A 24,832-nucleotide genomic window follows, 5' to 3' on the forward strand; every position below is an offset into this window, starting at 1 on the left:
AAATCACACAAATCCGTTGCGTATCAGCTTCTTCCAAGACGAGGGTGATCAAAAAGGGCTTTGGACAATGAATTCCGCGGCGCGCTCGGCCATCATCACGACCGTTGCATGAGGTCCACGGCTGAGCGGCGACGGAATGATCGAGGCGTCGACGATGGACAGCCCGGTCACTCCGAACACCTGGCAGCGCGCGTCGACGACAGCACCGTCGGTGGCGGAGCGGCCCATGCGGCAGGTACCACCGAGATGCTGCGAGGTGCCGAGGTGCTCGAGAAATCGAGCGTCGGAAAAGTCGGGTGATACTGCGTCCACGACGCCCGTTGCAATCAGGTCGTCGAGCAGTCGACGTCCTGTCAGAACTGCATCGTGCATTGCTGATTTGTCCGACTCGCTTGCGAGGTACCGGTAGTCGATCGCGACATCGGTCCGCGGATCGGAGTCCTGCAGCCGGACCGACCCTCTCGACCTCGGTCGCATCAGGACAACACCGAAGCGCTGCACCACATCACCGCTGCCCGGCACCAGTTCCGCGAAAGGCGCTGTGTACGTCCTGAATTCGATGTCATCCGTGTTGAGTACAACCTGCAGCGCAGGTACGTCAGCGATGCCTCCGCGAGTCGGCCGATACGGAATCCCCACTTCTGGATGATCGAAGAACCCTGCACCGACACCCGGCAGCGCGGCAACGACAGGCACTCCGACCGACCGCAACTGCTCCGGATCGCCTATCCCCGAACGCAATAGCAGCGCAGCGGTTTCGATTGCGCCCGCGCACAACACAATTCGATCCGCCGCGATCCGGCGCCGGATCCCATTGTCGACGACCTCGATCCCGACTGCTCGGTCGGCGTCGAACAGCGCCCTCGTCACTGTCGTGTTCGTGAGCACAGCGAGATTCTGTCGGTGCAGCACCGGCAACAGATAGCCGATGGCGGTGCTGATCCGGCGGCCGTCCCCGATATTCGACGGCACCGGACCGACGCCCGCCATCGCTGTCGGAGCGTTTTTGTCCGGATCGTCGACGAACCCAGCAGCGAGGCATGCCGCATAGAACTCCGAGCTCAGCGGAGTGAGTCGGTCGCCCGTATCTCGTCGCACCGGAATCGGACCGGACAAGCCGTGAAACTCGCCGCCGAAGTCCTCATCGTTCTCCAGTGCCCGGAAGTGCGGCAGCACCTGAGAGAACGACCAGTGCTCCTGCGGCCACCCATCGAAATCCGCGGGCCTCGCACGGACGAAGTAGCACCCGTTGACGGCGCCGGAGCCGCCGAGCACACGCCCACGAACGATCTCCGTAACCTGACCTGGCCGCAGTTCACCTCGATACCGGCGAACGAAACGCGCACCCGGACCTACCGGCAGCCTGCCCGGATCGAGAAGCTCGGGAGGGCAGCCGGCCATGCTGCCGTAGCCAGGACCCGACTCGAGGAGTGCGACGGAACGCCCCTCGGCCGCACTCAATTTGGCGGCAAGTACACAACCGGCGCTGCCTGCGCCGACAATCGCAACATCGACCTCATGGGGAAGCAGATCAGTCACCCAGAGTCGGCTTCAAAGCCTCGATGCTCCGCGCCTGGATCGCACCCTGCCAGAGCCCCGTGCCGTATGCGATGTCGTCGAGCCGCTTGAAAGCGATGTAGCGGACCGGGTCGAGACCTCCGGTCTCCCTGTGCTTCAACCAATCTGCGACACCCTCCGACACAGCGAGAGCCAACGCGACTTGTCGTATTCGCCTCGAGAAGATGATCGCAAGCAGAGTGATCGGCCAGTAGTGCCGGAACATGGCCGACGCAATTTGCCACAGCCCCGCAACGAAGCCTCGCGCGACGAAGATGGCCGCGACCCTCGTCGGCTGATCGAGATCGTCGAAGACCTTTCGCAATCGGAACATCGCCACCGAGAGCGACACGAGGGCACCGAACAAGCCGAGTCGGGTCAGTGTTGCGAGCAACGCGATCGCCGCGACTGTCCACTTGGATATCGACAGGGGCGACACCTTGCCGGTGTGCCGGGCCGCGAGCGGTGCTGCGCCGGTCCCGTAGAACATCTTGCGACCGAACCACTGACCGAACGACACTCGGTGGTCGTGCGCGACCTGAGCGGCAGGTTCGTACCGGAGTCGCCATCCAGCTTGTTCCAGCCGCCAGCACAGGTCTACGTCCTCGGCTACATGCATCGTTTCGTCGAAGCCACCCTCGTCCAGCACAACGCTGCGCCTGGCGAGCATCGCGGCCGACGGAACATAGGAAACCTGGCTGCGCGCGCGGACGGCGGATTCCTGACGCCCGAGATCGAGCGACGATCGACTGTGCTCGTAGCGCGCCAGCTCGTTGGATTCGGGGTCGAGCGCGACAATTCTCGGCGCTACCAACGCAACCTCGGGGTCGCTGAAATGACCGAGCATCACTTCGAGCCAGCCCTTGCGAGGGACGACATCGGAGTCGAGAAACGCTACGAATTCAGTTGTAGCTGCACGCATTCCGGCGTTTCTCGCTGCCGCGGGTCCACGCGCGACCTCGTGGCGAATGACCGGTACACTGCAGCGGCACTCCCCTGCCTGCGGCACCTGCACCGGCACATCGGAACCGTCGTCGACGACGATCACGTGGTGGCCCCGCAGTGCCGCCAACAGTCGGTCGAGACCGCCGACGTTGTTGCGGAGCGGAACTATGACGGTGACGTCGTCGGTCGACGGAAGCAACCTCGGACGCGGATTGGCAACCCCGGAATCGAGCAGCCTGCGAGCGACGACAGCGGTCTGAGGATCCGTCACTTCGAGGAACCCGTCACCGATCATCGCGGCGGCGGACGGCGCAAGTTTCAACATCCTGGTCGGTGAGCCACCGATGAGTACCCGACCATCACGGTAGGTACGCACTTTTGGATCGATACGCACCCCAAAACCGTCGGGTAGTCGACCTTGGCGCATCAGGCGATGGTATGCGGATTTGCCCATGCCGTGTCACTGTGCGGGAAATTAACATTGCTCAGCAGATAACGAAACGGTCAAGGTGGCCTGTTTTCAGGTCAACATGCCGTTCGAATCGGGTTTCCATCGTGCTACGGCGGAATTCGACCGCACCACCATTGCTGCGAGCAACTGCTCACCCTCGTGCGCATTTGCTCCGGTCGGGTCACCGAGCACGCCGTTGGGCGAGCAGACACGGACGCCCTCGGCACGTAGCGTCGGCAGCAGGAGCGCCATCGGATCCGTATTGCCAGGCTCCGCACGGTCGAGCCGAACTCGGTCCGGCGCGATGTGCAGCAGCAACGAGGTCTCGGTCCTGCCTGCGTGCGCGTCTCCCCCGGGTACTGCGCAGGGCAGCCAAGCGACGTCGCGGGCTTCGAAACGTAACTGCCGCACCGCATTAGCGATCGACTGCGCATTGCCGCCGTGTCCATTGACGAAGAGGACACGAGCGGCCCATCGGCAACTCGATCTGCCGTACTCGATCAGCACCGATTCGAGCGCGGCCGCGCCGATCGATACGGTGCCGGGAAAGGCTTCGTGCTCGCCGCTTGCCCCGTAGGCGATAGCCGGTGCGAGCACGGTTCCGGTCAGTTGTGCGGCGACAGCGACCGCGATGGTCGTGTCCGTGTCCAGTGGCAGGTGCGGTCCGTGCTGTTCGACGGACCCGACAGGGACGGCCACGGTGTCGGTTCCATTGCCACGGTCGGACCACACACTGCTGCCGAGATTGCTCACGACGACGTCATCGAACACCGGTTTGCACACTATTTGCTACGGCGAGTTCCAGACGTTCCATGGCTGCCTGCCAATGTTTACGCTGCTGCTCGCGCAACGAACCGTCGACCATCCGCTCCTGATGAAATCTGACGACGGTCTTCTGCGGCGACGTCGCCTTCAGTGCGACTTGCACGATGCTGTCTTCGCGCCAATCCACCCGACGCCAGGTCAGCCGAATTCGATCGTGCTCGCGACGACTTCGAAGCTCGCCGACTGTACCGTCGTCGGCCTGCCACTGTTCCCCCTTTACAGTGGGAACGAGCGCGCCGTCGCCCAGCCACACGCCGGGCTCACCGACGAGCACCGACCACACTTCGTCGACGCCGAATCCGAGCGTCTTGGAGACTCCGATCTCCCAGCCCGCATCCTTGGTCTTGCCGACAGGTACCGATACATCTGCCATGGTCTATCCCTTCTCGAAACGTCTTCTGGTCCGCGCTTTGTCGCGGTTGCCGCAACGGGACATGGCGCACCAGCGCCGCGCACCCGGACGGGAGGTATCGACGAACAGCAGCGCGCAATCTGTTGCGGCGCAACGCTTGACCCGATCCGCATGGGGACCGCTCAACAGTGCGATCGCATCCCTCGCGATAGCCGAGAGCACCTGGGCTCCATCGGCGTTGCGGCCTCGGTCCAACTCGAGCGCACCCGACCGCAGCACCAGCTGTGGTACCGGGTCCGCTTCTTGCGCAACAGTGTTCAGGTGCGCTACTGCGTCAGAGGTCGGGAGCTTTCCATCGGCCAGTCTATTGGCCATGTCCCACAACGTCTCTCGTAAACGATGCGTAGCGCGTAGGTCGGCTTCGTCGATCCGCACCGTACTCGGGTCGGACACGACACCACTCGAGAGCGCCCAAGCGGCCACATCGGAAGGCGTATGCAACGCCTCCCAACGCGACCGGTCACCCGCGCCTCCCGTGTACACGAGGTCGAGCCACAGCGCTCCGGTCGCCACCGAGAAGGGCGTTCCCTCCGGTGAGCGCATCGCAACACTCGGCCGTCGATCCATAGTAACCACTATAACTGGTTACCAAGTTCCCGCAAGCCCTCGCATCGGAGGGCGGCACAGCTCCGGCTACGACCCGACGTCGAACTTCATGATGTCGAGGTACAGGGGGCTCTCGTCTTTCCGTTGGCCTGCAGACACATTGGGCGCGTACTCTGCCGCGGCGCCGGCCTCGGCAACCGCCCCCAGATTCTCGTCCGACGCGATCCGCGACTCGAGCTCGAACGAATCGATCTCGAACGGCAAACCGTTCGCGACAAGTGGATCGATGCCATCCATCACATGGAAATGCAGATGTGGTCCATCGGTGTTGCCGCTGTTGCCGAGCAGCCCGACAACCTGTCCCTTCGTCAGGTCGTCGCCGACCTTCACCTTGACTCCATCACCGGTCTGCAGATGCGCGTAGAAGGCGTAGTGGCCGTTACCGATGTCCTGCACGACGTGATTGCCGCCGTACTCGTCGATCGGCAGGCCTGACGGGTTAGCACCCGCTGTCTGTTCGGGCAGATCCGTGCGCACCGCCACCACTTTGCCGTCGGCGACCGCGTGAACGTTCGCGCCGTAGTACGCATAGCTCTCCAGCTTGGTCCGATCGCCCTTGAACATCTTTCCGTCTGCATCGAGTGCAACGAAGTCGATGGCAAACCGCTCAGGCGCCCACAGTTCGCCGTTCAGCGGGCTCACCGCTGCGCGGTGGGCCGTCACCTCGCAGCAGCTGTTGCCGTCGAGCCAGTGCGGACCGTCGAGCGGCGCCCCGATGACGATCGGATCGACCTTCTGAACATCGGTTGGCGCAACGGATTCCGTCAATGTCTTCGGCAGCAGCGGTGGACTCGGATCGGCCAGTTCGACGGCGATGTCGTGCTCGATTCGATCAGGTACATCGTCGAGCGAATCGACTACGACATCGAGCCACACAAGCCCGCCCTGACCGGGACCCAACACGGTGCCAGGCGCGGTCGAGCCGAAGACCTTCATCCACCGGGGCAGGACGTCGGACTGCAAGTCACGCAGGACTCGATCGCCGTCCTGCGCCGTGACCGAGGCGATGGTCACCGGCTGCGAGACCGTATTGGTCACGACCAGAGCACGAGGCGACCGCGAGGTTTCGACATAGATCGTGCAGACCCGAAGCTAGCCTCGACCAAGCACACTACGACGAAACGAGAGAGACACGTGCCGACAGACGAGACCCCAAAACGACTTCTGGTGACAGGTTCGACCGGCCAACTCGGCACGCCGACGCTCGAAGCACTGATTGCCGCAGGCCATGACGCGCGGGGCCTCACCCGGCGCGGTGGTGCCGACGCAATCGCCGCCGACCTGCTCACAGGTGACGGCGTCGACGAGGGGCTGGCGGGAATCGATACGGTCGTGCACCTCGCGACGACCAACGGCAAGAAGGATCTCGTGATAGCAGAGCACCTCGCTGCCGCCGCTGTCCGAGCGAAAGTTACTCACCTGGTGCTTGTTTCGATCGTCGGGATCGACGAGATACCACTGTCGTTCTACAAACAGCGCGTGCGCATCGAAGAGATCCTCCGGTCGTCGGGTGTACCTCTGACGGTGCAGCGCGCTACGCAGTTCCACTCTCTCGTCGATTCGATGTTCTCTGCCCAGCGATATCTGCCAGTCGTCATCGCACCGTCGGTCAGGTTCCAGCCGATCGCCGTCGATGAGGTCGCAACGAGGTTGGCGGAGTTGGCCTTGGGCTCGCCGCGCGGTCGGGTACCCGACATCGGCGGACCCGCCCAGCGGACGATGAGGGACCTGCACGCAGCGTGGCGGGCGGCGACCGGCGGCAAACGACCCGCCGTCGGACTTCGGTTGCCCGGCAAGCTTTTTGCGGCCTACGACGCCGGCGTCAATCTCGTCCCTGGCGAAGCCTTCGGGCACGGCACCTTCGAGGACTATCTGGCGGCGAAGTACAACTGATCGACGTCAGACCTTCGTCGCACCCATATCGAGTGACAGCTGACTGCCGGTGACAGTTCGCGATGCGTCGCTCGCCAACCACAGCACCGCGTCGGAGACATCGTCGGGAGCCGCGAGCGGGCTGTCGGTGAGTATCGACCCGAAGCTTGCGAGGTAGCGCGGGTAGTTCCGGAACACCGCCAATGCGTTGGCGTCGTTGCCCATGGGTGTGTCGACGCCGTAGGGGTGGATCGAGTTCACACGAATCTTGAATTCGCCCAATTCGATTGCGGCACTTTTGGTCAGGCCGACGACGCCGTGCTTGGCTGCAGAATAGTGCGCCTGCGCGGGTAGCGACTTGAGTCCGGCCACCGAGCTGACGGTGATGATCGAGCCACCGTTGCCCGCCGCGATCATCGCTGGCACCGTCGCCTTCAACGTCTTCCACACGCCGGTGAGGTTGATGTCGAGCAGCGTCGACCATTGCTCGTCCGGCATCTCCCAGAAGCGTGACCAATTGCAGATGCCCGCGTTCGCGATCACGATGTCGAGCCTGCCGAACTGCTCGACCCCACGATCGACGACCGCCTGCAACGCCGAACTGTCGCGGACGTCCGCCTCGGCGACCAGAGCTTTGCGGCCCTCCGCTTCGATCAGATTGCGCGTTTCGACCAGATCCTCAGCGGTAGCTGGGATGTAGCCATTGTCGGTGGAAACGGCTGCACACACGTCGACCGCGATGATGTCGGCACCTTCGCGCGCCAGTCGGATCGCATGATTGCGACCTTGCCCACGAGCAGCACCGGTGATGAAAGCGACCCTGCCGTCGAGTTGACCCATATCGAAAGATCCTTCGTCGAATGTCGGTGGGGAGATTCTTGAACTAAGCGCCGAGGATCCGTTCGAACCCGGGTTCGATGACGAGATCTGCGGGACTCAGATCGGCGATCGAGGAATGACCGAGACCCAGGAGCGCGGAGTCGATGCCACTGCGCAGGATGTCGAGCACGTTCTCGACACCGGCCTGGCCGTTGGCCGACAGACCCCAGAGGTATGCCCGGCCGATCATGACAGCGCGCGCACCGAGGGCAACGGCTTTGACGACGTCGCTGCCGCGCCGGATGCCACCGTCGAGTACGACCTCGATCTGCTCGCCGACCGCGTCGGCTACCGCGGGCAACGCCCGAATCGGGGCCGGGGTGCCGTCGAGATTGTTCCCACCGTGGTTGGACACCGAGATCGCTGTAACACCCGCATCGACAGCACGTTTCGCGTCGTCGAGGCGCATGATCCCCTTGAGCATAAAAGGACCGCCCCACGCCTCACGCATCCATGCGACGTCCTCCCACGAGGGCGGCGGGGTCTGCATCCATTCCCCGTAGGCGCCGAAAAACGTCGGCGGAACCTGACCGGGGAGGACGAAGTTCGGTGTCGTGAGATCCGGGATGCGACCGGTCTTGGCGAATTCGGTCAACCACCTCGGCCGCGACAACGCCTCCGGCGCGAACCGCAGCATTGCACGAAGATCCATCTTCTCGGGGATCACCGGGGAACCCCAATCACGGCCGTGCGAGAACGACCAATCGAGGGTGACGATCAAACCCATGGCGCCGGCGGCACGGCCACGTTCCATGCGAGCGAGGATGTCGTCGCGACTGCCTGCCCAGTACATCTGAAAGAAGGTCTGCGGGTTGGCCGCGATCACATCTTCGATCGGCTTGCTCGCGAAGGAGCTGAGCCCCATGGCCGTTCCGCGCGCGGCCGCCGCACGGGCCACGGCTACCTCACCATCCGGATGCACAGCCTGCACGCCGGTCGGCGAGATAATGACCGGCATCGAAATGGGTTGCCCCATAACGGTGGTCGACATCTCACGCTTGGCCGACAACCCTGCGACGTGTGGCGCGAAGCCGAGTTCACGGAAGGCGGCGCTGTTGTCGTCGAGCGTAAGTCCCTGCTCCGACCCAGCGATCAGCGCACCGTAGACCGACTTCGGAAGTCGCTTCTTCGCGCGCCGCTGCGCCTCGGCGACGGTTTCGAACCATGGATTGCGCGCCATCACACAGACTCTTTCGATCGCATTCCGGAGAGGGGATTTTCGTCGCAGGCACGCGCTGGTGGCGTCACCATCAGGGTCAGCGGCACCGGTGCGCGCGGGGCGCGGCGATTGCCGGTGCGGGAGTGGTCCACATGCGACTTCGGCACGGTACGAGCTGCCGTCAGCGCAGATTCACCGTAGCCCTCGACACATTCCGGGTCGGGTCCGTCCATCGGAAGGCCGGTGAAGAACTTGGCGGCCATACATCCCCCGCGGCAGGAGTCGTAGTGATTGCACTTGCTGCAGGCACCGCCGGTGGTGGGTTCGCGCAATTCTGCGAACAGCGTCGAGTGCTGCCAGACCTCACGAAAACCACCGTCGGACAGCACGTTTCCTGCAAGAAATTGTTCGTGGATAGCGAACGGACAGGCGTAGACGTCACCGACAGGATCGATGAGACACACCACTCTGCCTGCGCCGCAGAGGTTCAGCCCCGGCAGCGCGTCACCGAACGCCGACAGGTGGAAGAACGAATCACCGGTCAGCACACCTTCACCGTTGCGGACCAGCCAGTCGTAGAGTTCGCGCTGCTGCTCGTGGGTCGGATGTAGGTCGTCCCAAACGTCGGCCCCTCGGCCCGACGGCCGCAGTCGGGTAATGCGCAGCGTTGCACCGTACTTGGCTGCGAGTGCTTTGAACTCGTCGAGCTGGGAAACGTTGTGCCGCGTCACGACCACCGAGATCTTCGCGTCGGAAAAGCCCGCCTCGGCAAGGTTCTCCAAGGCGCGTACGGCCATCGCGAACGACCCGGGTCCGCGGACCGCGTCGTTGACCTCGGCGGTGGCGCCGTCGATGGAGATCTGCACGTCCACGTAGTCGCTGGCAGCGAGGCGAGCCGCGACGGACTTGTCGATCTTGACGCCGTTGGTCGAGAACTTCACGCCGACGCTGTGAGCGGTTGCGTAGTCGACCAGTTCCCAGAAGTCGGCTCGGACCGTAGGTTCGCCGCCCCCGATGTTCACGTAGAAAACCTGCATACGTTCGAGCTCGTCGATCACCGCTTTTGCCTGCTCGGTGCTGAGTTCGCGTGGATCACGCCGCCCCGACGAGGAGAGGCAGTGCACACACGAGAGGTTGCAGGCGTAGGTCAGTTCCCACGTCAGACAGATCGGTGCGTCCAGTCCGCGTTCGAACTGGTCGACCAATCGGCCGGGTGCTGTGGCTGCGGTCATCTCGGGTCCACTCTCTCGTCTGCTGCCGACTCGTCCGCTGCAGCGCTCGTCGGCACGATCATGTGCGAATCCGCAAGTGTGCCGAGCGCTTTCGCGTATGCCGGTGCCGTAGCGGCGTCGATACCGGCTGCGGCGAGCGCAGAGCGCACATCCGGATGTGCCGGCAGGCTGGTCACGATCTCGACGATCGTCTTGTTCTTGAGGAACGACAGTTTGCGCGTGCCGAAGTGGTACAGCAACGCGCCGAACGGTTCCGGCCGCAGGGCTACCTGTGGATGCAACTGCCACCGGGCGTCGAGGTCGACGCTCGTCACGGGACTACTACCCGACTAGTTTCGCCGGAGCTCAGTAGACGCCGCACATGCCGTCGATCGACACTTCTTCGACAAGGGTTTCCTCTACAACGTCGGACTCGACTGCATCTGCGGGATGATCGGACATGACGGCCTCCTCGAAGCGGTTTTGAGATGTCGATCACACTGTAATGGCATCGAGTGCATAAATGGAAGACCCAACTTGGCAGACCGAAGGAGCGCCGTGCGAGTCGATCAGTCCACAAAAGTCGGTCGGAGGCCATCGACGACCAAGGATTCGATCAGCGCGACCGCGATCGAACTGTTCGTCGCACACGGCTTCGACGAAACGAGCATCGACGACATCGCCGCGGCAGCAGGGATAGCGCGACGCACGTTCTTCCGCTATTTCGCATCGAAGAACGCGGTGCCGTGGGGCGACTTCGACGTCCACCTCGACGACATGCGCGCTCACCTGTCCGGACTCTCCCCCGATCTACCCCTCGCCGAACGACTCACGATGGCACTACTCGAGTTCAACACCTTCCCGCCGGATCAAGCCGAGAAGCATCGCAAGCGGATGGAACTCATCCTCACAGCGCCTGCGCTGCAGGCATATTCGCTCGTCATGTACGAGGGTTGGCGCAACGTCGTCGCCGAGTACGTCGCCATGAGCTCCGATAGCAAGACCGACGACCACGGTCCGCGAACGGCGGGTTGGATGATGCTCGGCATCGCCCTCGCCGCGTACGAACAGTGGCTGGGCGACGACTCCCTCGCGCTGCCGGACCTACTGGCCCGCGGCTGCCGACTCCTCGATTCCGGCCTCGCGGGCCTGGTGGCGCAGACACGAACGGACGCCGACTAGCGGGGCACTAGACTTGCCAGGATTGTCCGACCAGCCCAGATCGACAAGCGGAGCCGACCCAGCAATGAATCAACCCCGAGCAGCAGCCGAGTCCCCGGAGGGTTACGGCGCCGACCGTTCCGTCCGCCCGGCGGGCTCGGGAACGGGTTCGCTGTCGGAGGCCGAGATCGTCGAGGCCGCACTGCGGGTCGTCCGGGTCGACGGCGTCGAGAAGCTTTCGATGCGACGCCTGTCCCGCGAACTCGGCGTGTCTCCGATGGCCCCGTACTACTACGTCGCCGACAAGAGCGGCCTGCTCGACTTGGTTGCGTCCGCCGCGCTTGCCGGCATTCACGTTCCCGACATCGGCTCCGGAAGCTGGCAGGAGCGGTTGCGCGAGCTCATCGACCAAATCGACGAGAAACTGCGCAAGCACCCCGGACTCGGCGATGTGCTGCTCGAGCAGATGTTGCGCAAACAACTCGATCTCATCGATGCGGTGATGGCGATCCTGTTCGATGCCGGCTTCTCGGCACGAAATGTACTTGCCGCCTACGCAACGATCCACACCTACCTGTTCGGCCGTCGTCGCGTCGGCAAGGCGAACCCGGCGGACATGCCGGACCAGCTGCCGCAGTCGCTGGCAAGGGCGACCAAACACATGGCGGACCTGAACGGAAAGTATGTCTACGAATTCGGCATAGCGACTGTGATCAGCGGCCTGGAAGCGCAACTTGTTCGCCAGTAGCCGTCCCAGTAGCATCGATACTAGAACACGTTCTACTTTTTGATCCATGCTCGAAGAACCAAGCGGAGAGGAGTTCGTCGGAGATGACCAGTGTTGACGACGTGCCACACGGCTCTCGATCGGTCCTACTGACCGTCTCCGGAGTGATCGACGAGACGCCCGACGCCCGTTCGATCGAATTCGCTGTTCCCGACGAACTCCGCGATCGCTTCGCCTACAAGCCAGGTCAGTTCTTGACCCTACGGATCCCGAGCGACCGCACCGGATCCGTTGCACGCTGCTATTCCCTTGCCAGCTCGCCGTTCACCGACGACCGACCGAAGGTCACCGTCAAACGCACGCTGGAGGGCTACGGCTCAAACTGGGTCTGCGACAACCTCGCGGTCGGAGACACCGTCGAGGTGCTGCCGCCGTCCGGTCACTTCACGCCGAAGAATCTCGACGACGACCTGCTGCTGCTCGCCGCGGGCAGTGGCATCACCCCGGTCATCTCGATCCTGAAATCCGCTCTGTCACAAGGCACGGGCAAGGTCGTGCTGTTGTATGCAAACCAGGACGAGGCGTCGGTCATCTTCGCCGCAGAGCTACGCGAGCTGGCAGCCCAGTACCCGGATCGGCTGCTGGTCACCCACTGGCTCGTCAGCCTCAACGGGCTGCCGTCGGTCCCGCAGCTCGCGCTTGCCGCAGCGCCCTACCTCTCCTATCAGGCGTTTATGTGCGGTCCCGGATTGTTCATGGACGCGGTACATCGCGCCCTCGACGATCTGGGCGTCCCGCGCAGTCACGTGCGCTCCGAGGTGTTCAATTCCCTTGCCGGCGACCCATTTACAGATTCGGCACCAGTCGAGCTTTCCGACGAGGACGCAGCGGACGCAGCCACGGTCGACGTGGAACTCGACGGCGAGGTCCACAAGCTGAACTGGCCGCGTAAGCAGACCCTCGTCGACATCATGTTGGCCAAAGGCATCGACGTTCCATACTCGTGCCAAGAGGGCGAATGCGGTTCGTGCGCATGCACGGTGCTGGAAGGCAAGGTCGAGATGGACAATGCCGAGATCCTCGACCCTGAAGACATCGAAAACGGCTACGTCCTCGGCTGCCAATCCCACCCAGTCTCCGATTACGTCAAAATCGAGTTCTAAGGCCGATAGGCGGCTACGCCGCTCGTGAGTCCTTTCGGAGGTCCCACCCTCCAAAAGGACTCACGAGGCGCGGAGCGCCCTACGTGTTTCCGGGTCCAAATGTTCTGTGGCATAACTCAAGGCCGTCCTGCCCATCGCTGACGCGTGCTGCTCGAGAAACGACAGCAACAGCGCCCCATCGACCTTCTTGCCCACCTCTCTGAGCATCCAGCCGAGCGCCTTCTGGATGAGGTCCGCACGGTCGGGCAGTAGTAACTCGGCAAGTTCGAACGTCGTCGACGCGTCGCCCTGCTTGATGAAATGGAACGTCGTCAAGAGCGCAATCCGGCGCTCCCACAGATCAGCGCTGCGAGCGAACGAGAACAACAGATCGCGCCGACGATCGAAAAGCCATGGGCCCAAGATGTTCTCGGCCGAGGAGTCGACCAGATCCCAGTTGTTGACCCGGCGCCGGCCGATCGCGCCGAGATAGCGATCGACGACACGCTCCTGCTTCTCGACGTCGAAGTTCCGCGGTTTCGATGCCGCAGCGAACTGCGCGTTCAAGATCAGCAGACCAGCAAGACGATGCTCGTGCACTTCGCTGTCGAGCAGAACGTCGACCTCGTCGAGGGGCAGCTCCGCGAACGACTTGACCACTTTCCGGGTAGCGGGAACGCGGACTCCGACGAAGACATCACCCTCGCCGTACTCGCCTGGACCGGTCTTGAAGAACCGCTGCAGATGGACCGCATCGAGCGGGTCCGACACTGCGGCCAACGCCGCGACGACGTCGGCAGCGATCATGGCTGCGACAGCTCGCGACCGTAGTCGAACGCCGCTGCGGCGGCAGGCAATTCACCTGGCTCGCCGTTGATCAGGACGCGGACCGTTCCGCCACCCGACGACGGGCGACCGAGCGCATCGATCCGTCGAAGAGTTTGTGCAGCAACAGCATCCGCACTGTCGAAGAGCTGAACCGTCGGCGCGAGACTCGCCGCGATCTCGTCGATGACAAGGGGGTAGTGCGTGCAACCGAGTACGACACCCTGCACGTGACGAGGGGTCAGCGCTGCGGCAGCAGCAACAGCGGACCGTGCGCCTTCGACATCGCCCCGATCGATCGAGTCAGCCAACCCGTGACAGGCGATGGCGAAAACCTCTGCGCCGTTGCCGAATCGGTCGATCAGATCGGCCTGATAGCGACTCGCAGTTGTTGCCGCCGTCGCCCACACCGCGAACGAGGTGCACACCGCCGCCGCTGGTTTGATCGCGGGGACCGTTCCGATCACCGGTATCGCGGCACCCAGCTTCGCGCGGACCGCATCGACGGACGTCACTGTCGCCGTATTGCATGGAAGCACAACGACTTCCGCGCCATTGGCAACGGCGGCCTCGGCCGCGGCGACGACACGATCGGCAACCCACGACTCGGGTTTCGGACCCCACGGCGCGCCCGCAGGATCCATGGATAGCAGCAGATCGAGTTCAGGGCGCAACTTGCGCAGTCGGGCAGCTGTCGGCAGCAACCCGAGCCCGGAGTCGATCAGTGCGACGATCACGAACCGAGCATCTCCTCGATCGGTGCGGCGGCGGTGATCTTGGCACGTGCCTTCATCACTTTCGCAGCCATGCCACCACCGACGACGCCGGTCAGCTTGCCGTCACGGGAGTAGTACGCGAGAAACTTGCGCCCATCGTCTTCGACGACATGCACGGTGTCCTGCGCTGACGGCGTACCGAGCGCCTGAATCTTGATGTCGTACTGGTCGCTCCAGAAGTACGGCACCGCAGCAGGACCCGACTGCGCGCCGACCAAAGCTTTCGCGAGCGCTTTCGCTTGATCGCCTGCGTTGGACCAATGCTCGACCCGCTTCTGGTTGCCGGTGCTGTGGCGCCACGCAGCGACGTCGCCGACGGCCCAAACGCCGTCGGTCTCGGTGCGACCCACCTCGTCGGCGAGCACCCCGCCACCGTCCGCAGGTTCGGCCAAAGCGATCTTCGACTCCGCGAGCCACCCAGTTACCGGCACCGAGCCGACACCGACCACCACCAGATCAACGTCCACGACGGTGCCGTCGCTGAGCACTGCGCTACCGACACGGCCACCCTCGGCCGGCTTCAGCGCCTCGACTCCAACCCCACAACGGAGGTCCACCCCCTCGTCACGGTGCAGCCGTGCAACGAGTCCGCCGATCTCCTCGCCGAGCACGGCAGCCAACGGGGTCGGCTGCGGTTCCACGAGGACCACCTCGACACCCGCAGCGCGGAAGCTCGCGGCAAGTTCGCACCCGATGAACCCCGCGCCCACGATCAGCGCACGCTTACCGGGTGCGAGTTCGGAGCGCAGCGCGAGGGAATCGTCGAGCGACCGCAGCACATGGACGCCACCGAGATCCCCGAAGCTTGCGATGCGCCGCGGCTCGAGGCCCGTCGCAATGATCAGCTGGTCGTAGGAAAGTTCGGTGCCATCGGCAAACAGAACCGACTTCGTGTCTACGTCGACGCCGGACGCCTGAGCACCGAGACGAAGCTCGATCCCTTTGTCGTCGAAGAACTCTCTCGGTTTGAGCGTCGTGTCGTCCTTCTCACCGCGCATCACTTCTTTCGACAGCGGCGGCCGATCGTACGGCAGATGCTCTTCGTTTCCGACGAGCACAACGTCGCCTTCGAAGCCCGAACGACGCAGTTCCTCGGCTGTGCGTAAGCCTGCAAGTCCGGCACCGACAATGACCACACGCCCAACGACGCGCTGTTCGCTCTCACTCACGCCCGTCATGTTCCCACACCGGGAACCGGCACCTGGGCACCGGTTATTGCGGCACCGGCGTCGCTGAACAAGAACGCGATGACGTCGGCGATGGCCTGTGGGGTCACCCAACCCTTACGGGACGAATCAGGTTGGCTGGCGCGGTTTCCCGGCGTGTCGATGACCGATGGCAGTACCGCGTTCACCCGGATCCCATCGTCGTGATACTCGACGGCGAGTGCGCTGACGAAGGCCCACACGGCGGCCTTCGACGTGATGTATCCGGCTGCTCCCGAAAAGGGCGAGAACGCCGCTTTCGTCGAGATCGCCACGATCGAGCCGCCGCCTGCCTCGATCAGATAGGGCACCGCGGCGTGAGTGGTCAGGTACGTCGGCCGCAGATTGAGGCGCAACAACTTCTCGAACTCGTCGATCGGCGTCTGGTGCACCTTGCCGCCCATCGCAAAACCACCGACGAGATTTGCGACCGCGCGCAGCGGCGCTTCCTCGCGGCCACCCGCTAACTCGACGACCTCGGCGACGCTCGCCTCGTCGAAAAGATCGGCCTGGATCAGCTCCAGCGACGGGTGTTTGTCGAGACGTTCGATCTCGCGTTCGGCGATCCATGGAACGACAACCCGCCAACCGTCGTCGAGCAACTTCGCGGTCACAGCGCTGCCCAAGCCGCCGGTTCCGCCGGTCACCAATGCCGTTCTACCCACAATCCGCTCCTTCACAACGACCAGGTCTGACCGACCACGTTATCGGGTGTCGCGAACAGCAAACGGCGCCAGTTCCCCGAAGGGAACCGGCGCTGCCTGGCAGAACTGGTGGAGAGTGAAACTACGCGATGATCTTCGTGACGCGACCGGCACCGACGGTACGGCCACCCTCACGAATTGCGAAGCGCAGGCCCTCGTCCATGGCGACCGGCTGGATCAGCTTGACGGTCATCTCGGTGTTGTCACCGGGCATAACCATCTCGGTGCCCTCGGGCAGGGTCACAACGCCCGTGACGTCAGTCGTACGGAAGTAGAACTGCGGACGGTAGTTGTTGAAGAACGGCGTGTGACGGCCGCCTTCTTCCTTGTTCAGGATGTACGCCTGGCCTTCGAACTCCTTGTGCGGAGTCGTGGTGCCCGGCTTGACGACAACCTGTCCACGCTCGACATCTTCACGCTTGATGCCACGAACGAGCAGACCGACGTTGTCGCCTGCCTGGCCCGAGTCGAGCAGCTTGCGGAACATCTCGATACCGGTGACAGTCGTCTTGGTCGACTTCTCCTTGATACCGACGATCTCGACTTCCTCGTTCACGTTGACCGAGCCACGCTCGATACGGCCGGTGACGACGGTGCCGCGACCAGTGATCGTGAAAACGTCCTCGACGGGCATGAGGAACGCCTTCTCGGTCTCACGGACGGGGTCCGGAACCGAGTCGTCGACGGCCTGCATGAGCTCGACAATGCTCTCGGCCCACTTCTCGTCGCCCTCGAGCGCCTTGAGTGCGGAGACCTTGATGACGGGAGCGTCCTCGTCGAATTCCTGCGCAGCAAGAAGTTCGCGAACCTCCATCTCGACCAGCTCGATGATCTCGTCGTCGTCAACCATGTCGGCCTTGTTCAGCGCGACGAGGATGTACGGAACGCCGACCTGACGGGCGAGCAGCACGTGCTCACGCGTCTGGGGCATCGGGCCGTCGGTGGCAGCCACAACCAGGATCGCGCCGTCCATCTGAGCCGCGCCGGTGATCATGTTCTTGATGTAGTCGGCGTGACCGGGAGCATCGACGTGAGCGTAGTGACGCTTCTCCGTCTGGTACTCGACGTGCGAGATGTTGATCGTGATACCACGAGCCTTCTCTTCGGGAGCCTTGTCGATCTGATCGAAGGCGAAGCTCTCGTTGAGAGTGGGGTACTTGTCGTGCAGAACCTTGGTGATTGCCGCTGTCAGCGTCGTCTTGCCGTGGTCAACGTGACCGATGGTCCCGATGTTGACGTGCGGCTTTGTCCGCTCGAACTTCGCCTTCGCCACTTGGTGTCCTCCTGGACTTGTCAGTGCTTGCAGTTTGCAGCATTGCGGTTGATAAATCGGTCGTGCAAGGCATCGGACTACTCTGTTGTGCCCGATTGGCTCGTTCGCTTACGCGAACTCACCCGTCGCCTTCGGCTCCAGGCTTATTCGCCTGTTGCCTTCGCGATGATTTCCTTCGAGACGTTCGACGGAACCTCTGCGTAGGAATCGAACACCATCGAGTAGTTCGCCCGGCCCTGAGTCTTCGACCGAAGGTCTCCGATGTAGCCGAACATTTCAGACAGCGGAACCAGTGCCTTCACGACACGTGCACCGCTGCGTTCCTCCATGGCCTGAATCTGGCCACGGCGGGAGTTGAGGTCGCCGATCACGTCGCCCATGTATGCCTCGGGCGTGGTGACCTCCACCGACATCATCGGTTCGAGGATCACCGGACCGGCCTTACGAGCAGCTTCCTTGAACGCGGCGGAGCCGGCGATCTTGAACGCCATTTCGGAAGAGTCGACGTCGTGGTACGCACCGTCGGTCAAGGTGACCTTGACGTCCACCAGCGGGTAGCCCGCAAGTACGCCGTACTGCATGGCGTCCTGTGCGCCGGCATCGACGGATCCGATGTACTCCTTCGGAACGCGGCCACCGGTGACCTTGTTCTCGAACTCGTAGTGCGAACCGTCTTCGCCGTGGAACGGCTCGACGTTGATGATCACCTTGGCGAACTGACCCGAACCACCCGTTTGCTTCTTGTGGGTGTACGAGTGCTTCTCGACCAACTTGGTGATCGTCTCGCGGTAGGCCACCTGCGGCTTGCCGACGTTGGCCTCGACCTTGAACTCGCGACGCATGCGGTCGACGAGGATGTCGAGGTGGAGCTCGCCCATGCCGCCGATGACGGTCTGGCCGGTCTCCTCGTCGAGCTTGACCGAGAAGGTCGGGTCTTCTTCGGCCAGCTTCTGGATGGCCGTACCCAACTTCTCCTGGTCGGACTTGGTCTTCGGCTCGATGGAGACGTTGATGACCGGGTCCGGGAACGTCATCGACTCGAGAACGATCTGGTTCTGCGGATCGCTGAGCGTGTCGCCGGTCGTCGTGTCCTTGAGGCCGATGACCGCGTAGATGTGTCCGGCGCTGGCCGTCGACACCGGGTTCTCCTTGTTGGAGTGCATCTGGAACAGCTTGCCCAGACGCTCCTTCTTGCCCTTGGTCGAGTTGATGACCTGGGCACCGGAGTCGACCTTGCCGGAGTACACGCGGACGTAGGTCAGCTTGCCGAAGAAGGGGTGCGTCGCAACCTTGAACGCCAAGCCTGCGAAAGGCTCGGTGGCGTCGGGCTTGCGAGTGAGGACCTCTTCTTCGTTGTTGGGGGCGTGGCCGGTGGTGGCCTCGACGTCCAACGGCGACGGCAGGTAGTCGATGACGGCGTCGAGCATGGGCTGAACGCCCTTGTTCTTGAACGCCGAACCACACAGCACCGGGTAGAGCTCGGAGTTGACGGTCAGCTTGCGAATCGCAGCCTTGACCTCGTCGATCGTCAGCTCTTCGCCACCGAAGTGCTTCTCGAGCAGCGCCTCGTCGGACTCGGCGACGGTTTCGAGCAGCTCCGTGCGGTACTGCTCGGCCAGCTCGGCGAGATCGTCGGGAATCGGGACGACCTCGTACTTTTCACCGAGCTTGGTCTCGCCGCGCCAGACCTTCGCGTTCATCTCGACCAGGTCGACGATGCCTTCGAAGCTGTCCTCTGCGCCGATCGGCAGCTGGATGACCAACGGCTTTGCGCCGAGGCGCTCCTTGATGGTCTGCACCGTGAAGTAGAAGTCGGCGCCCAGCTTGTCCATCTTGTTGACGAAACAGATGCGGGGAACGTCGTACTTGTCTGCCTGACGCCAGACCTGCTCCGACTGCGGCTCGACACCTTCTTTGCCGTCGAACACGGCAACGGCACCGTCGAGGACGCGCAGTGAGCGCTCGACCTCGACCGTGAAGTCGACGTGACCCGGGGTGTCGATGATGTTGATCTGGTTGTCGTTCCAGAAGCAAGTCGTGGCAGCCGACGTGATCGTGATGCCGCGTTCCTGCTCCTGCTCCATCCAGTCCATCGTGGCTGCGCCATCGTGAACTTCACCGATCTTGTAGCTGATACCGGTGTAGAAGAGGATGCGTTCGGTTGTGGTGGTCTTACCCGCATCGATGTGGGCCATGATGCCGATGTTGCGGACCTTGTTCAGGTCGGTGAGCACGTCCTGTGCCACTAGTTGCCTCCGGCAATAGTTCGGACTAAAGGCTGTTCTTTTCGAAGGGCTTCGCTTCGCTCCGCGGCCGAGCCCGAGGGGCTCGGCCGACCCGAAGCGAGCTTCGGGTCACCAGCGGTAGTGGGCGAACGCCTTGTTCGCGTCGGCCATCTTGTGCGTGTCTTCACGACGCTTCACCGAAGCGCCCAAACCGTTGCTTGCGTCGAGCAGCTCGTTGGCAAGACGCTCGACCATCGTCTTCTCACGACGAGCGCGAGAGAACGTGACCAGCCAGCGCAGCGCCAACGTGTTGGCGCGGCCCGGACGGACCTCGATCGGCACCTGGTAGGTGGCGCCACCGACACGGCGGCTCTTCACCTCGAGGGCCGGCTTGACGTTGTCGAGTGCGCGCTTGAGGGTGACGACCGGATCGGTGCCACTCTTTTCGCGGGCCTGCTCGAGCGCGCCGTACACGATGCGCTCTGCAGTCGACTTCTTACCGTCGAGCAGGATCTTGTTGACCAGCTGCGTGACCAACGGGGACCCGTAAACCGGGTCGTTGATCAGCGGACGCTTGGGTGCGGGGCCCTTGCGTGGCATATCAGCTCTTCTCCTTCTTGGCGCCGTACTTGCTGCGAGCCTGCTTGCGGCTCTTCACGCCCTGCGTGTCGAGCGAGCCACGAATGATCTTGTAACGCACACCCGGAAGGTCCTTCACACGACCGCCGCGAACGAGCACCATCGAGTGCTCCTGCAGGTTGTGGCCTTCGCCGGGGATGTAGGCCGTGACCTCAACCGAGCTCGTGAGGCGAACACGCGCGACCTTACGAAGCGCGGAGTTCGGCTTCTTCGGAGTGGTTGTGTACACGCGAGTGCACACGCCGCGCCGCTGGGGGCTGCCCTTCAGGGCCGCGGTCTTGAGCTTCGCGACCTTGTCGTGGCGACCCTTGCGGACCAGCTGGTTGATGGTTGGCATAGACCGGCTTTCCTGTTTCTGGTTAACGCTAATTAGTTAACGCTGTGGTGGAACTTCATGTCTTCGAGCTGGTGACCCTGCCTCTTGTCCCGAGGTCGGGTGTGTCGCGCGCAGTTGCAAGGCCAGTTCCGGGGCACGACTAGATAGTCAGCCGCTCTCGCTGGCCTAAACTTTGCACACAAACCTGCCCGCATGCTCCGGGCACAGCGATCCACGATACCCGTCGGCGCGCCCGAAGGTCAAAGCGGCCAAACGTGTGCTGGATGAACCTGTGTCCAGAGTACGTGTTTCGGGGGTTGTGCAGGACCGGACTCAGCGACTCAGGTTCAAAGTCAGCTCCGCCAACTTGATCGCAGCTGTGCACGGATCGGGATGGTTACCTGGCTGATAGTTGACCCACCATCCGATGATGCCGGTATCGGGCGCACCCGCGGTGACACCACACGAATCGGGATCGTTGGGCCGCTGCTGCTGAATTGCCCTGCGGCCCTGCACCTTGACCTCGGTGAGGACGTACTTCAGCTGTTCCAGCGTCTTACGTTCGACCTCGAGGGAACCCGTCTCGTACCAATTGAACGTCACCTTCGCCGGCCCGCTCGGACCGCCGACATCCCACCGGCAGATCGCACCATAGAAGGCTTGATCGATCGAATTGCCGCCGACGGTTTCGGCAATCTGCTGATCTGTGACGTTCTGGCATTCCTCCAGCAGGTTGCGGAAGTCGCCGTCCTCCCCCACATCGGCTTGCCGTTCACCGCGCGGTGTGCCGTCGATCGTCTGGCTGCAACCCGTCAGCAGACCGGCCGCGACGGCCAACGCGCCGACCACTCGAAGGACACGAGGTGTTCCGATGAATTTCATTCCTGCACCCTCGATGCGGTGAGTTCGGCGAGCTGGCGAGCGACTCCGCATTCGTCCGTCGTCGGTGGGAACAGTCCGAATGTCACCGACCAGTGGAAGAAGTCGTCGCCGTACTGCAGACCTAGTTCGCACAGCAGTCCTGGGACCTGGCCGATGAAGCCTTTGTGGCCACGAATCTCGACCGGCATCGGCGGGCGCGCCAATCGATCCGAGCCTGCCGCTTCGCGACCGATCGGGCTGCCGCGGTACCAGGAGAAGCTCACGCTCGGTCCCGTCGAACCGCTGACCTCCCAGACGCAGCCGACCGAGTTACGCGTCACCGTGCCGAAGCCCGGCATCTTGAAAGCGTCCTTGACCTCGTCGTCGGTAACGGAACCACATTCGCCGAAGAACGGCCCCTGTTCCGAAACCACACGGGTCGGCGGGCTCCCTGCGGGCGCGTCGTCGCCACCGTTGTCGCCGCCGCATCCCGACAACATGACCACACACGCAACTGCCGCGGCCGCACCCAGCTTGGTTCGCACACCCGAACTCTACCGACGCGCGGCCGGGTGGGTTTCATTCGCACAACCGCCGTGCGCCGTGTTCGGAGCCGTCAGCGAACGGTGACGACGACCTTGCCCGTCGCGGTTCGGTTTTCGAGCGACGCGATGGCCGCACCGGCCTGGTCGAGCGGATAGGTCACCGGTTCGGGTGCAACCAATTTCCCTGACGCCAGCAGGGGCTGCACCTGCTCCCACTGCTCGGCGAGATACTTCGGATGGCTCATGAACCAAGCACCCCAGCCGACCCCGACTACGTCGACGTTGTTGAGCAGCAGCCGATTCACCTTGACGGTCGGGATGTCTCCCGCGGTGAAGCCGACCACGAGCAAGCGTCCTGCCGGTGCGAGCGATCGCAGACTGTCGGTGAAGCGGTCGCCGCCGACAGGGTCGAGGACGATATCTACGCCGCGGCCCTGCGTGAGTTCGCGAACGGCTGCGAGCCAGCCGTCGGTGAGGACGACGTCGGTCGCGCCTGCGTCACGCGCGATCTGGGCCTTCTCCTCGGTGCTGACCACGGCAATCGTGCGGGCGGCGCCCAACACCGACGCCATTCGCAACGTGGACGTACCAATGCCACCGGCGGCACCGTGGACGAGCACGGTCTCGCCGTCGCTCAGCCGCCCGCGCTTACGCAGGGCGAAGTGCACGGTGAGGTCGTTGAAGAGCAGTCCCGCGCCGGCGGCGAGCGAGACATTGTCAGGCAGAGGGAACACCAGATCAGGTTGCAGCGCAGCAACTTCCGCCATACCACCACCGAGCGCGGTCAGTCCGACGACGCGATCTCCCGCGGCGAACCCCGATCCTTCGGGTGCCGAACGCACGACGCCGGCGATCTCGCTGCCAGGGACGAACGGGGTCGGCGGCTTGTACTGGTAGAGACCACGCGTCTGCAGCGCGTCGGGGAACGCGACACCTGCCGCGTGCACATCGATGATGACCTTGCCGTCACCGTTCGGTTCGTCGATCTCGCTGAGCTCGACCGCATCGGGGCCATCGAGCCGGGTCACCTGAATTGCGCGCATCGGACCAACCTAGCGCGGCTCTACTCTGCCCGTGTCGGCACACTCCAACCGCAGCCGACGCGGTAGGTGTCAACGAATCCGACGCAGGAACGCAGCCGCTGCGGGACTGATCGCACCTTCCGTACGCCAGGCCAGTGCGATCTGCGCACGAATCTCGGGGCGAATCGCCAACGCGAGCAAATCTTTCGACATGATCGCAACCAGCTGTTCTGGCACGATCGCGATGCCGACACCCGCTTCGGTAAGCCGCGTGAGGACCGCGATGTTGCTCGTCTCGAAGGCCACCCTCGGCGCGAAACCCGCTCTGGCACAGACGTCTTCGATCCTCGATCGAACACCGTTGCCGCGCGGCAGGGTGATCAGAGGTAGGTCACGCATTGCGCTCTGCGGTATCGACGTTCGACCGGCAAGCGGGTGGTCGCGACTAACGGCCGCAACGATCGGGTCCTCGCTCAGAATCTGGATCGTGAGGTCGGGAGTCGGCTCGTTCGTAAGTCCGACGACGACGAAATCGAGTTCGCCCGAGCGGAGGCGATCCAGCAGCGTGGCCGAATCTGCCTCCGCCAGAACGATATCGACTCCGGGGTGTTCGGCATGAAAGGCAGTCAGGTGGTTGGCGAAGGTGATCGTGGGCCCCGCACCGACTACCCCGACTGCGATGCGCCCGCGGACCAGTCCACTCAGGTCTTCGATCGCAGTGCGTGCACCGGCAACGGCGCCGAGTGCCTTACGTACGTAAGGCATCACCGCTTTGCCCGCATCGGTCAGTCGAACACTTCGACCGGATCGGTCGAACAATTCCTGTCCGAGCTCACGCTCGAGCTTGCGAATCTGGGCGCTGATCCCGGGCTGCGCGACGTGCACGCGGTCGGCGGCTCTCGTGAAGTTCGCTTCTTCGGCGACAGCGACGAAGTATTCGAGTTGGCGCAGTTCCATAACTGGTGATTCTAGCTATGAGAAGAACTAGCTGTTGGACTTCTAGTTACTCGGGTCGGCACGATGGTGGATGACAGCAATTGGAGACACAGAAAGTGGGTCACGACAATGTCCGAACACCGCGAAACAGCCTCGACGCCAGAAGATCTCACCCGCTTGTTCGTCGAGCGCGCGAATGCAGGCGATGCTGCCGGAATGGCCCTGCTCTACGAGCCCGATGCCGTACTGGCATTCCCGCCGGGAAGCGAAACGGTTGGGCGGGCGGCTATTGCGTCCGTCTGCGAAAAATTGATCGCCGCAAGGCCGACCTTTCTCTTCGAAGCGCCGCTCCCGACAGTATTGGCAGGCGATCTGGCGCTCACGTCGACAGCGTCGTCCGACAACACCGGCGGACGGGTCCAAGTGGTGCGACGCCAGTCCGATGGGACATGGCTGCGCTTGATCGATCGGCCGGAATCGAAGTAGGCCGCATACGGGTCGTGAGTCTTTTCGGAGGTCGGGCGCTCCGGAAGGACTCACGAGCCGCGGAGCGGCCTT

At 63.3% G+C, this 24,832-nt stretch carries 28 protein-coding genes; 5 read left to right on the forward strand and 23 right to left on the reverse strand.

Features of this window, described 5'->3' with window-relative positions; genetic code table 11:
• Window positions 1-48: 48 nt before the first annotated feature.
• From mftG to ACHIRB_RS02670, 6 genes are all read right to left on the reverse strand, one after another.
• Window positions 49-1,539: a mycofactocin dehydrogenase MftG gene (gene mftG, locus ACHIRB_RS02645; RefSeq protein WP_395125782.1), complete on the reverse strand. Its 1,491-nt coding sequence runs from the start codon at window positions 1,537-1,539 to the stop codon at window positions 49-51.
• Window positions 1,532-2,929: a mycofactocin biosynthesis glycosyltransferase MftF gene (gene mftF / locus ACHIRB_RS02650; RefSeq protein WP_395113171.1), complete on the reverse strand. Its 1,398-nt coding sequence runs from the start codon at window positions 2,927-2,929 to the stop codon at window positions 1,532-1,534. The genes mftG and mftF overlap by 8 nt, the downstream gene beginning before the upstream one ends.
• A gap of 93 nt (window positions 2,930-3,022) precedes the next feature.
• Window positions 3,023-3,724 carry a mycofactocin biosynthesis peptidyl-dipeptidase MftE gene (mftE, locus tag ACHIRB_RS02655; RefSeq protein WP_395125781.1) on the reverse strand — a complete coding sequence of 234 codons (702 nt, stop codon included), beginning with the start codon at window positions 3,722-3,724 and terminating at the stop codon, window positions 3,023-3,025.
• A complete protein-coding gene (locus ACHIRB_RS02660) occupies window positions 3,714-4,151 on the reverse strand; it encodes an SRPBCC domain-containing protein (RefSeq protein ID WP_395125780.1) in 438 nt (145 codons plus the stop codon). The genes mftE and ACHIRB_RS02660 overlap by 11 nt, the downstream gene beginning before the upstream one ends.
• A gap of 3 nt (window positions 4,152-4,154) precedes the next feature.
• Window positions 4,155-4,757 carry a CGNR zinc finger domain-containing protein gene (locus tag ACHIRB_RS02665; protein ID WP_395113168.1) on the reverse strand — a complete coding sequence of 201 codons (603 nt, stop codon included), beginning with the start codon at window positions 4,755-4,757 and terminating at the stop codon, window positions 4,155-4,157.
• A 66-nt stretch (window positions 4,758-4,823) separates the two neighbouring features.
• Window positions 4,824-5,834: a M23 family metallopeptidase gene (locus tag ACHIRB_RS02670; protein ID WP_395113167.1), complete on the reverse strand. Its 1,011-nt coding sequence runs from the start codon at window positions 5,832-5,834 to the stop codon at window positions 4,824-4,826.
• Window positions 5,835-5,963: 129 nt separating this feature from the next.
• On the opposite strand from ACHIRB_RS02670, the gene ACHIRB_RS02675 reads away from it, so the two are divergent.
• Window positions 5,964-6,689, forward strand: a complete 726-nt coding sequence (locus ACHIRB_RS02675; protein ID WP_395125779.1) for an SDR family oxidoreductase — start codon at window positions 5,964-5,966, stop codon at window positions 6,687-6,689.
• Window positions 6,690-6,695: 6 nt separating this feature from the next.
• On the opposite strand, the gene ACHIRB_RS02680 is transcribed toward ACHIRB_RS02675, so the two are convergent.
• From ACHIRB_RS02680 to mftA, 5 genes are read right to left on the reverse strand one after another with little or no spacing between them, the layout of a single operon-like run.
• Window positions 6,696-7,508 (reverse strand): mycofactocin-coupled SDR family oxidoreductase, encoded by an 813-nt coding sequence (locus ACHIRB_RS02680; RefSeq protein WP_395125778.1) that lies wholly within the window; start codon window positions 7,506-7,508, stop codon window positions 6,696-6,698.
• Between the two features lie 43 nt (window positions 7,509-7,551).
• A complete protein-coding gene (gene mftD / locus ACHIRB_RS02685; RefSeq protein WP_395125777.1) occupies window positions 7,552-8,727 on the reverse strand; it encodes a pre-mycofactocin synthase MftD in 1,176 nt (391 codons plus the stop codon).
• The gene (gene mftC, locus ACHIRB_RS02690; protein ID WP_395125776.1) at window positions 8,727-9,938 is read right to left on the reverse strand and encodes a mycofactocin radical SAM maturase; all 1,212 of its coding nucleotides are present in this window, start codon (window positions 9,936-9,938) and stop codon (window positions 8,727-8,729) included. The genes mftD and mftC overlap by 1 nt, the downstream gene beginning before the upstream one ends.
• Window positions 9,935-10,252: a mycofactocin biosynthesis chaperone MftB gene (gene mftB / locus ACHIRB_RS02695; RefSeq protein ID WP_395113162.1), complete on the reverse strand. Its 318-nt coding sequence runs from the start codon at window positions 10,250-10,252 to the stop codon at window positions 9,935-9,937. Before mftB ends, mftC begins: the two co-directional genes overlap by 4 nt.
• Window positions 10,253-10,283: 31 nt before the next feature.
• Window positions 10,284-10,379 (reverse strand): mycofactocin precursor MftA, encoded by a 96-nt coding sequence (mftA, locus tag ACHIRB_RS02700; protein WP_199703427.1) that lies wholly within the window; start codon window positions 10,377-10,379, stop codon window positions 10,284-10,286.
• A 96-nt stretch (window positions 10,380-10,475) separates the two neighbouring features.
• Between mftA and mftR the strand changes: the two genes are divergently transcribed.
• From mftR to ACHIRB_RS02715, 3 genes are all read left to right on the forward strand, one after another.
• The gene (gene mftR, locus ACHIRB_RS02705; RefSeq protein ID WP_395113161.1) at window positions 10,476-11,099 is read left to right on the forward strand and encodes a mycofactocin system transcriptional regulator; all 624 of its coding nucleotides are present in this window, start codon (window positions 10,476-10,478) and stop codon (window positions 11,097-11,099) included.
• A gap of 64 nt (window positions 11,100-11,163) precedes the next feature.
• Window positions 11,164-11,826 (forward strand): mycofactocin system transcriptional regulator MftR2, encoded by a 663-nt coding sequence (mftR2, locus tag ACHIRB_RS02710; protein ID WP_395113160.1) that lies wholly within the window; start codon window positions 11,164-11,166, stop codon window positions 11,824-11,826.
• A gap of 83 nt (window positions 11,827-11,909) precedes the next feature.
• The gene (locus ACHIRB_RS02715; protein ID WP_395113159.1) at window positions 11,910-12,968 is read left to right on the forward strand and encodes a 2Fe-2S iron-sulfur cluster-binding protein; all 1,059 of its coding nucleotides are present in this window, start codon (window positions 11,910-11,912) and stop codon (window positions 12,966-12,968) included.
• A gap of 60 nt (window positions 12,969-13,028) precedes the next feature.
• Here ACHIRB_RS02715 and ACHIRB_RS02720 read toward each other — a convergent pair whose 3' ends face one another.
• The 12 genes from ACHIRB_RS02720 to ACHIRB_RS02775 form a co-directional block, all read right to left on the reverse strand.
• Entirely contained in the window at window positions 13,029-13,754 is a 726-nt protein-coding gene (locus ACHIRB_RS02720; RefSeq protein WP_395125775.1) for a DNA alkylation repair protein, read from the reverse strand.
• Window positions 13,751-14,509: a glutamate racemase gene (locus tag ACHIRB_RS02725; protein ID WP_395113157.1), complete on the reverse strand. Its 759-nt coding sequence runs from the start codon at window positions 14,507-14,509 to the stop codon at window positions 13,751-13,753. Before ACHIRB_RS02725 ends, ACHIRB_RS02720 begins: the two co-directional genes overlap by 4 nt.
• On the reverse strand, window positions 14,506-15,717 hold the full coding sequence (locus ACHIRB_RS02730; RefSeq protein ID WP_395125774.1) for an NAD(P)/FAD-dependent oxidoreductase: 1,212 nt from the start codon (window positions 15,715-15,717) through the stop codon (window positions 14,506-14,508). The genes ACHIRB_RS02725 and ACHIRB_RS02730 overlap by 4 nt, the downstream gene beginning before the upstream one ends.
• 5 nt (window positions 15,718-15,722) lie before the next feature.
• Window positions 15,723-16,418: an SDR family NAD(P)-dependent oxidoreductase gene (locus ACHIRB_RS02735; protein WP_395113155.1), complete on the reverse strand. Its 696-nt coding sequence runs from the start codon at window positions 16,416-16,418 to the stop codon at window positions 15,723-15,725.
• 121 nt (window positions 16,419-16,539) lie between these two features.
• The gene (gene tuf / locus ACHIRB_RS02740) at window positions 16,540-17,730 is read right to left on the reverse strand and encodes an elongation factor Tu (RefSeq protein ID WP_199703435.1); all 1,191 of its coding nucleotides are present in this window, start codon (window positions 17,728-17,730) and stop codon (window positions 16,540-16,542) included.
• A gap of 143 nt (window positions 17,731-17,873) precedes the next feature.
• A complete protein-coding gene (fusA, locus tag ACHIRB_RS02745; protein WP_199703436.1) occupies window positions 17,874-19,976 on the reverse strand; it encodes an elongation factor G in 2,103 nt (700 codons plus the stop codon).
• Between the two features lie 108 nt (window positions 19,977-20,084).
• A complete protein-coding gene (rpsG, locus tag ACHIRB_RS02750) occupies window positions 20,085-20,555 on the reverse strand; it encodes a 30S ribosomal protein S7 (protein ID WP_199703437.1) in 471 nt (156 codons plus the stop codon).
• Window position 20,556: 1 nt separating this feature from the next.
• Entirely contained in the window at window positions 20,557-20,931 is a 375-nt protein-coding gene (rpsL, locus tag ACHIRB_RS02755) for a 30S ribosomal protein S12 (protein WP_199703438.1), read from the reverse strand.
• A 312-nt stretch (window positions 20,932-21,243) separates the two neighbouring features.
• Window positions 21,244-21,792: a DUF3558 domain-containing protein gene (locus tag ACHIRB_RS02760; protein WP_395125773.1), complete on the reverse strand. Its 549-nt coding sequence runs from the start codon at window positions 21,790-21,792 to the stop codon at window positions 21,244-21,246.
• Window positions 21,789-22,316: a DUF3558 domain-containing protein gene (locus ACHIRB_RS02765; protein WP_395113152.1), complete on the reverse strand. Its 528-nt coding sequence runs from the start codon at window positions 22,314-22,316 to the stop codon at window positions 21,789-21,791. The genes ACHIRB_RS02760 and ACHIRB_RS02765 overlap by 4 nt, the downstream gene beginning before the upstream one ends.
• A 71-nt stretch (window positions 22,317-22,387) precedes the next feature.
• Window positions 22,388-23,359 (reverse strand): NADPH:quinone oxidoreductase family protein, encoded by a 972-nt coding sequence (locus ACHIRB_RS02770; protein ID WP_395113150.1) that lies wholly within the window; start codon window positions 23,357-23,359, stop codon window positions 22,388-22,390.
• Window positions 23,360-23,428: 69 nt separating this feature from the next.
• Complete coding sequence (locus ACHIRB_RS02775; protein ID WP_395125772.1) at window positions 23,429-24,295, reverse strand: LysR family transcriptional regulator; 867 nt, start codon at window positions 24,293-24,295, stop codon at window positions 23,429-23,431.
• Window positions 24,296-24,403: 108 nt separating this feature from the next.
• Between ACHIRB_RS02775 and ACHIRB_RS02780 the strand changes: the two genes are divergently transcribed.
• On the forward strand, window positions 24,404-24,760 hold the full coding sequence (locus ACHIRB_RS02780) for a YybH family protein (protein ID WP_395125771.1): 357 nt from the start codon (window positions 24,404-24,406) through the stop codon (window positions 24,758-24,760).
• Window positions 24,761-24,832 lie beyond the last annotated feature (72 nt).

It is taken from the genome of Antrihabitans spumae (assembly GCF_043944905.1).
In the GTDB taxonomy this organism is placed as follows: domain Bacteria; phylum Actinomycetota; class Actinomycetes; order Mycobacteriales; family Mycobacteriaceae; genus Antrihabitans; species Antrihabitans spumae.

Coding starts and splice junctions, on each gene's coding strand:
- ACHIRB_RS02660 (WP_395125780.1), bottom strand. CDS start 4,151: ATGGCAGATGTATCGGTACCTGTCGGCAAGACCAAGGATGCGGGCTGG.
- mftF (WP_395113171.1), bottom strand. CDS start 2,929: ATGCGCCAAGGTCGACTACCCGACGGTTTTGGGGTGCGTATCGATCCA.
- ACHIRB_RS02715 (WP_395113159.1), top strand. CDS start 11,910: ATGACCAGTGTTGACGACGTGCCACACGGCTCTCGATCGGTCCTACTG.
- ACHIRB_RS02780 (WP_395125771.1), top strand. CDS start 24,404: ATGTCCGAACACCGCGAAACAGCCTCGACGCCAGAAGATCTCACCCGC.
- ACHIRB_RS02665 (WP_395113168.1), bottom strand. CDS start 4,757: ATGGATCGACGGCCGAGTGTTGCGATGCGCTCACCGGAGGGAACGCCC.
- mftD (WP_395125777.1), bottom strand. CDS start 8,727: ATGGCGCGCAATCCATGGTTCGAAACCGTCGCCGAGGCGCAGCGGCGC.
- rpsG (WP_199703437.1), bottom strand. CDS start 20,555: ATGCCACGCAAGGGCCCCGCACCCAAGCGTCCGCTGATCAACGACCCG.
- ACHIRB_RS02770 (WP_395113150.1), bottom strand. CDS start 23,359: ATGCGCGCAATTCAGGTGACCCGGCTCGATGGCCCCGATGCGGTCGAG.
- ACHIRB_RS02760 (WP_395125773.1), bottom strand. CDS start 21,792: ATGAAATTCATCGGAACACCTCGTGTCCTTCGAGTGGTCGGCGCGTTG.
- mftA (WP_199703427.1), bottom strand. CDS start 10,379: ATGTCCGATCATCCCGCAGATGCAGTCGAGTCCGACGTTGTAGAGGAA.
- rpsL (WP_199703438.1), bottom strand. CDS start 20,931: ATGCCAACCATCAACCAGCTGGTCCGCAAGGGTCGCCACGACAAGGTC.
- ACHIRB_RS02720 (WP_395125775.1), bottom strand. CDS start 13,754: ATGATCGCTGCCGACGTCGTCGCGGCGTTGGCCGCAGTGTCGGACCCG.
- ACHIRB_RS02680 (WP_395125778.1), bottom strand. CDS start 7,508: ATGGGTCAACTCGACGGCAGGGTCGCTTTCATCACCGGTGCTGCTCGT.
- ACHIRB_RS02775 (WP_395125772.1), bottom strand. CDS start 24,295: ATGGAACTGCGCCAACTCGAATACTTCGTCGCTGTCGCCGAAGAAGCG.
- mftC (WP_395125776.1), bottom strand. CDS start 9,938: ATGACCGCAGCCACAGCACCCGGCCGATTGGTCGACCAGTTCGAACGC.
- mftR2 (WP_395113160.1), top strand. CDS start 11,164: ATGAATCAACCCCGAGCAGCAGCCGAGTCCCCGGAGGGTTACGGCGCC.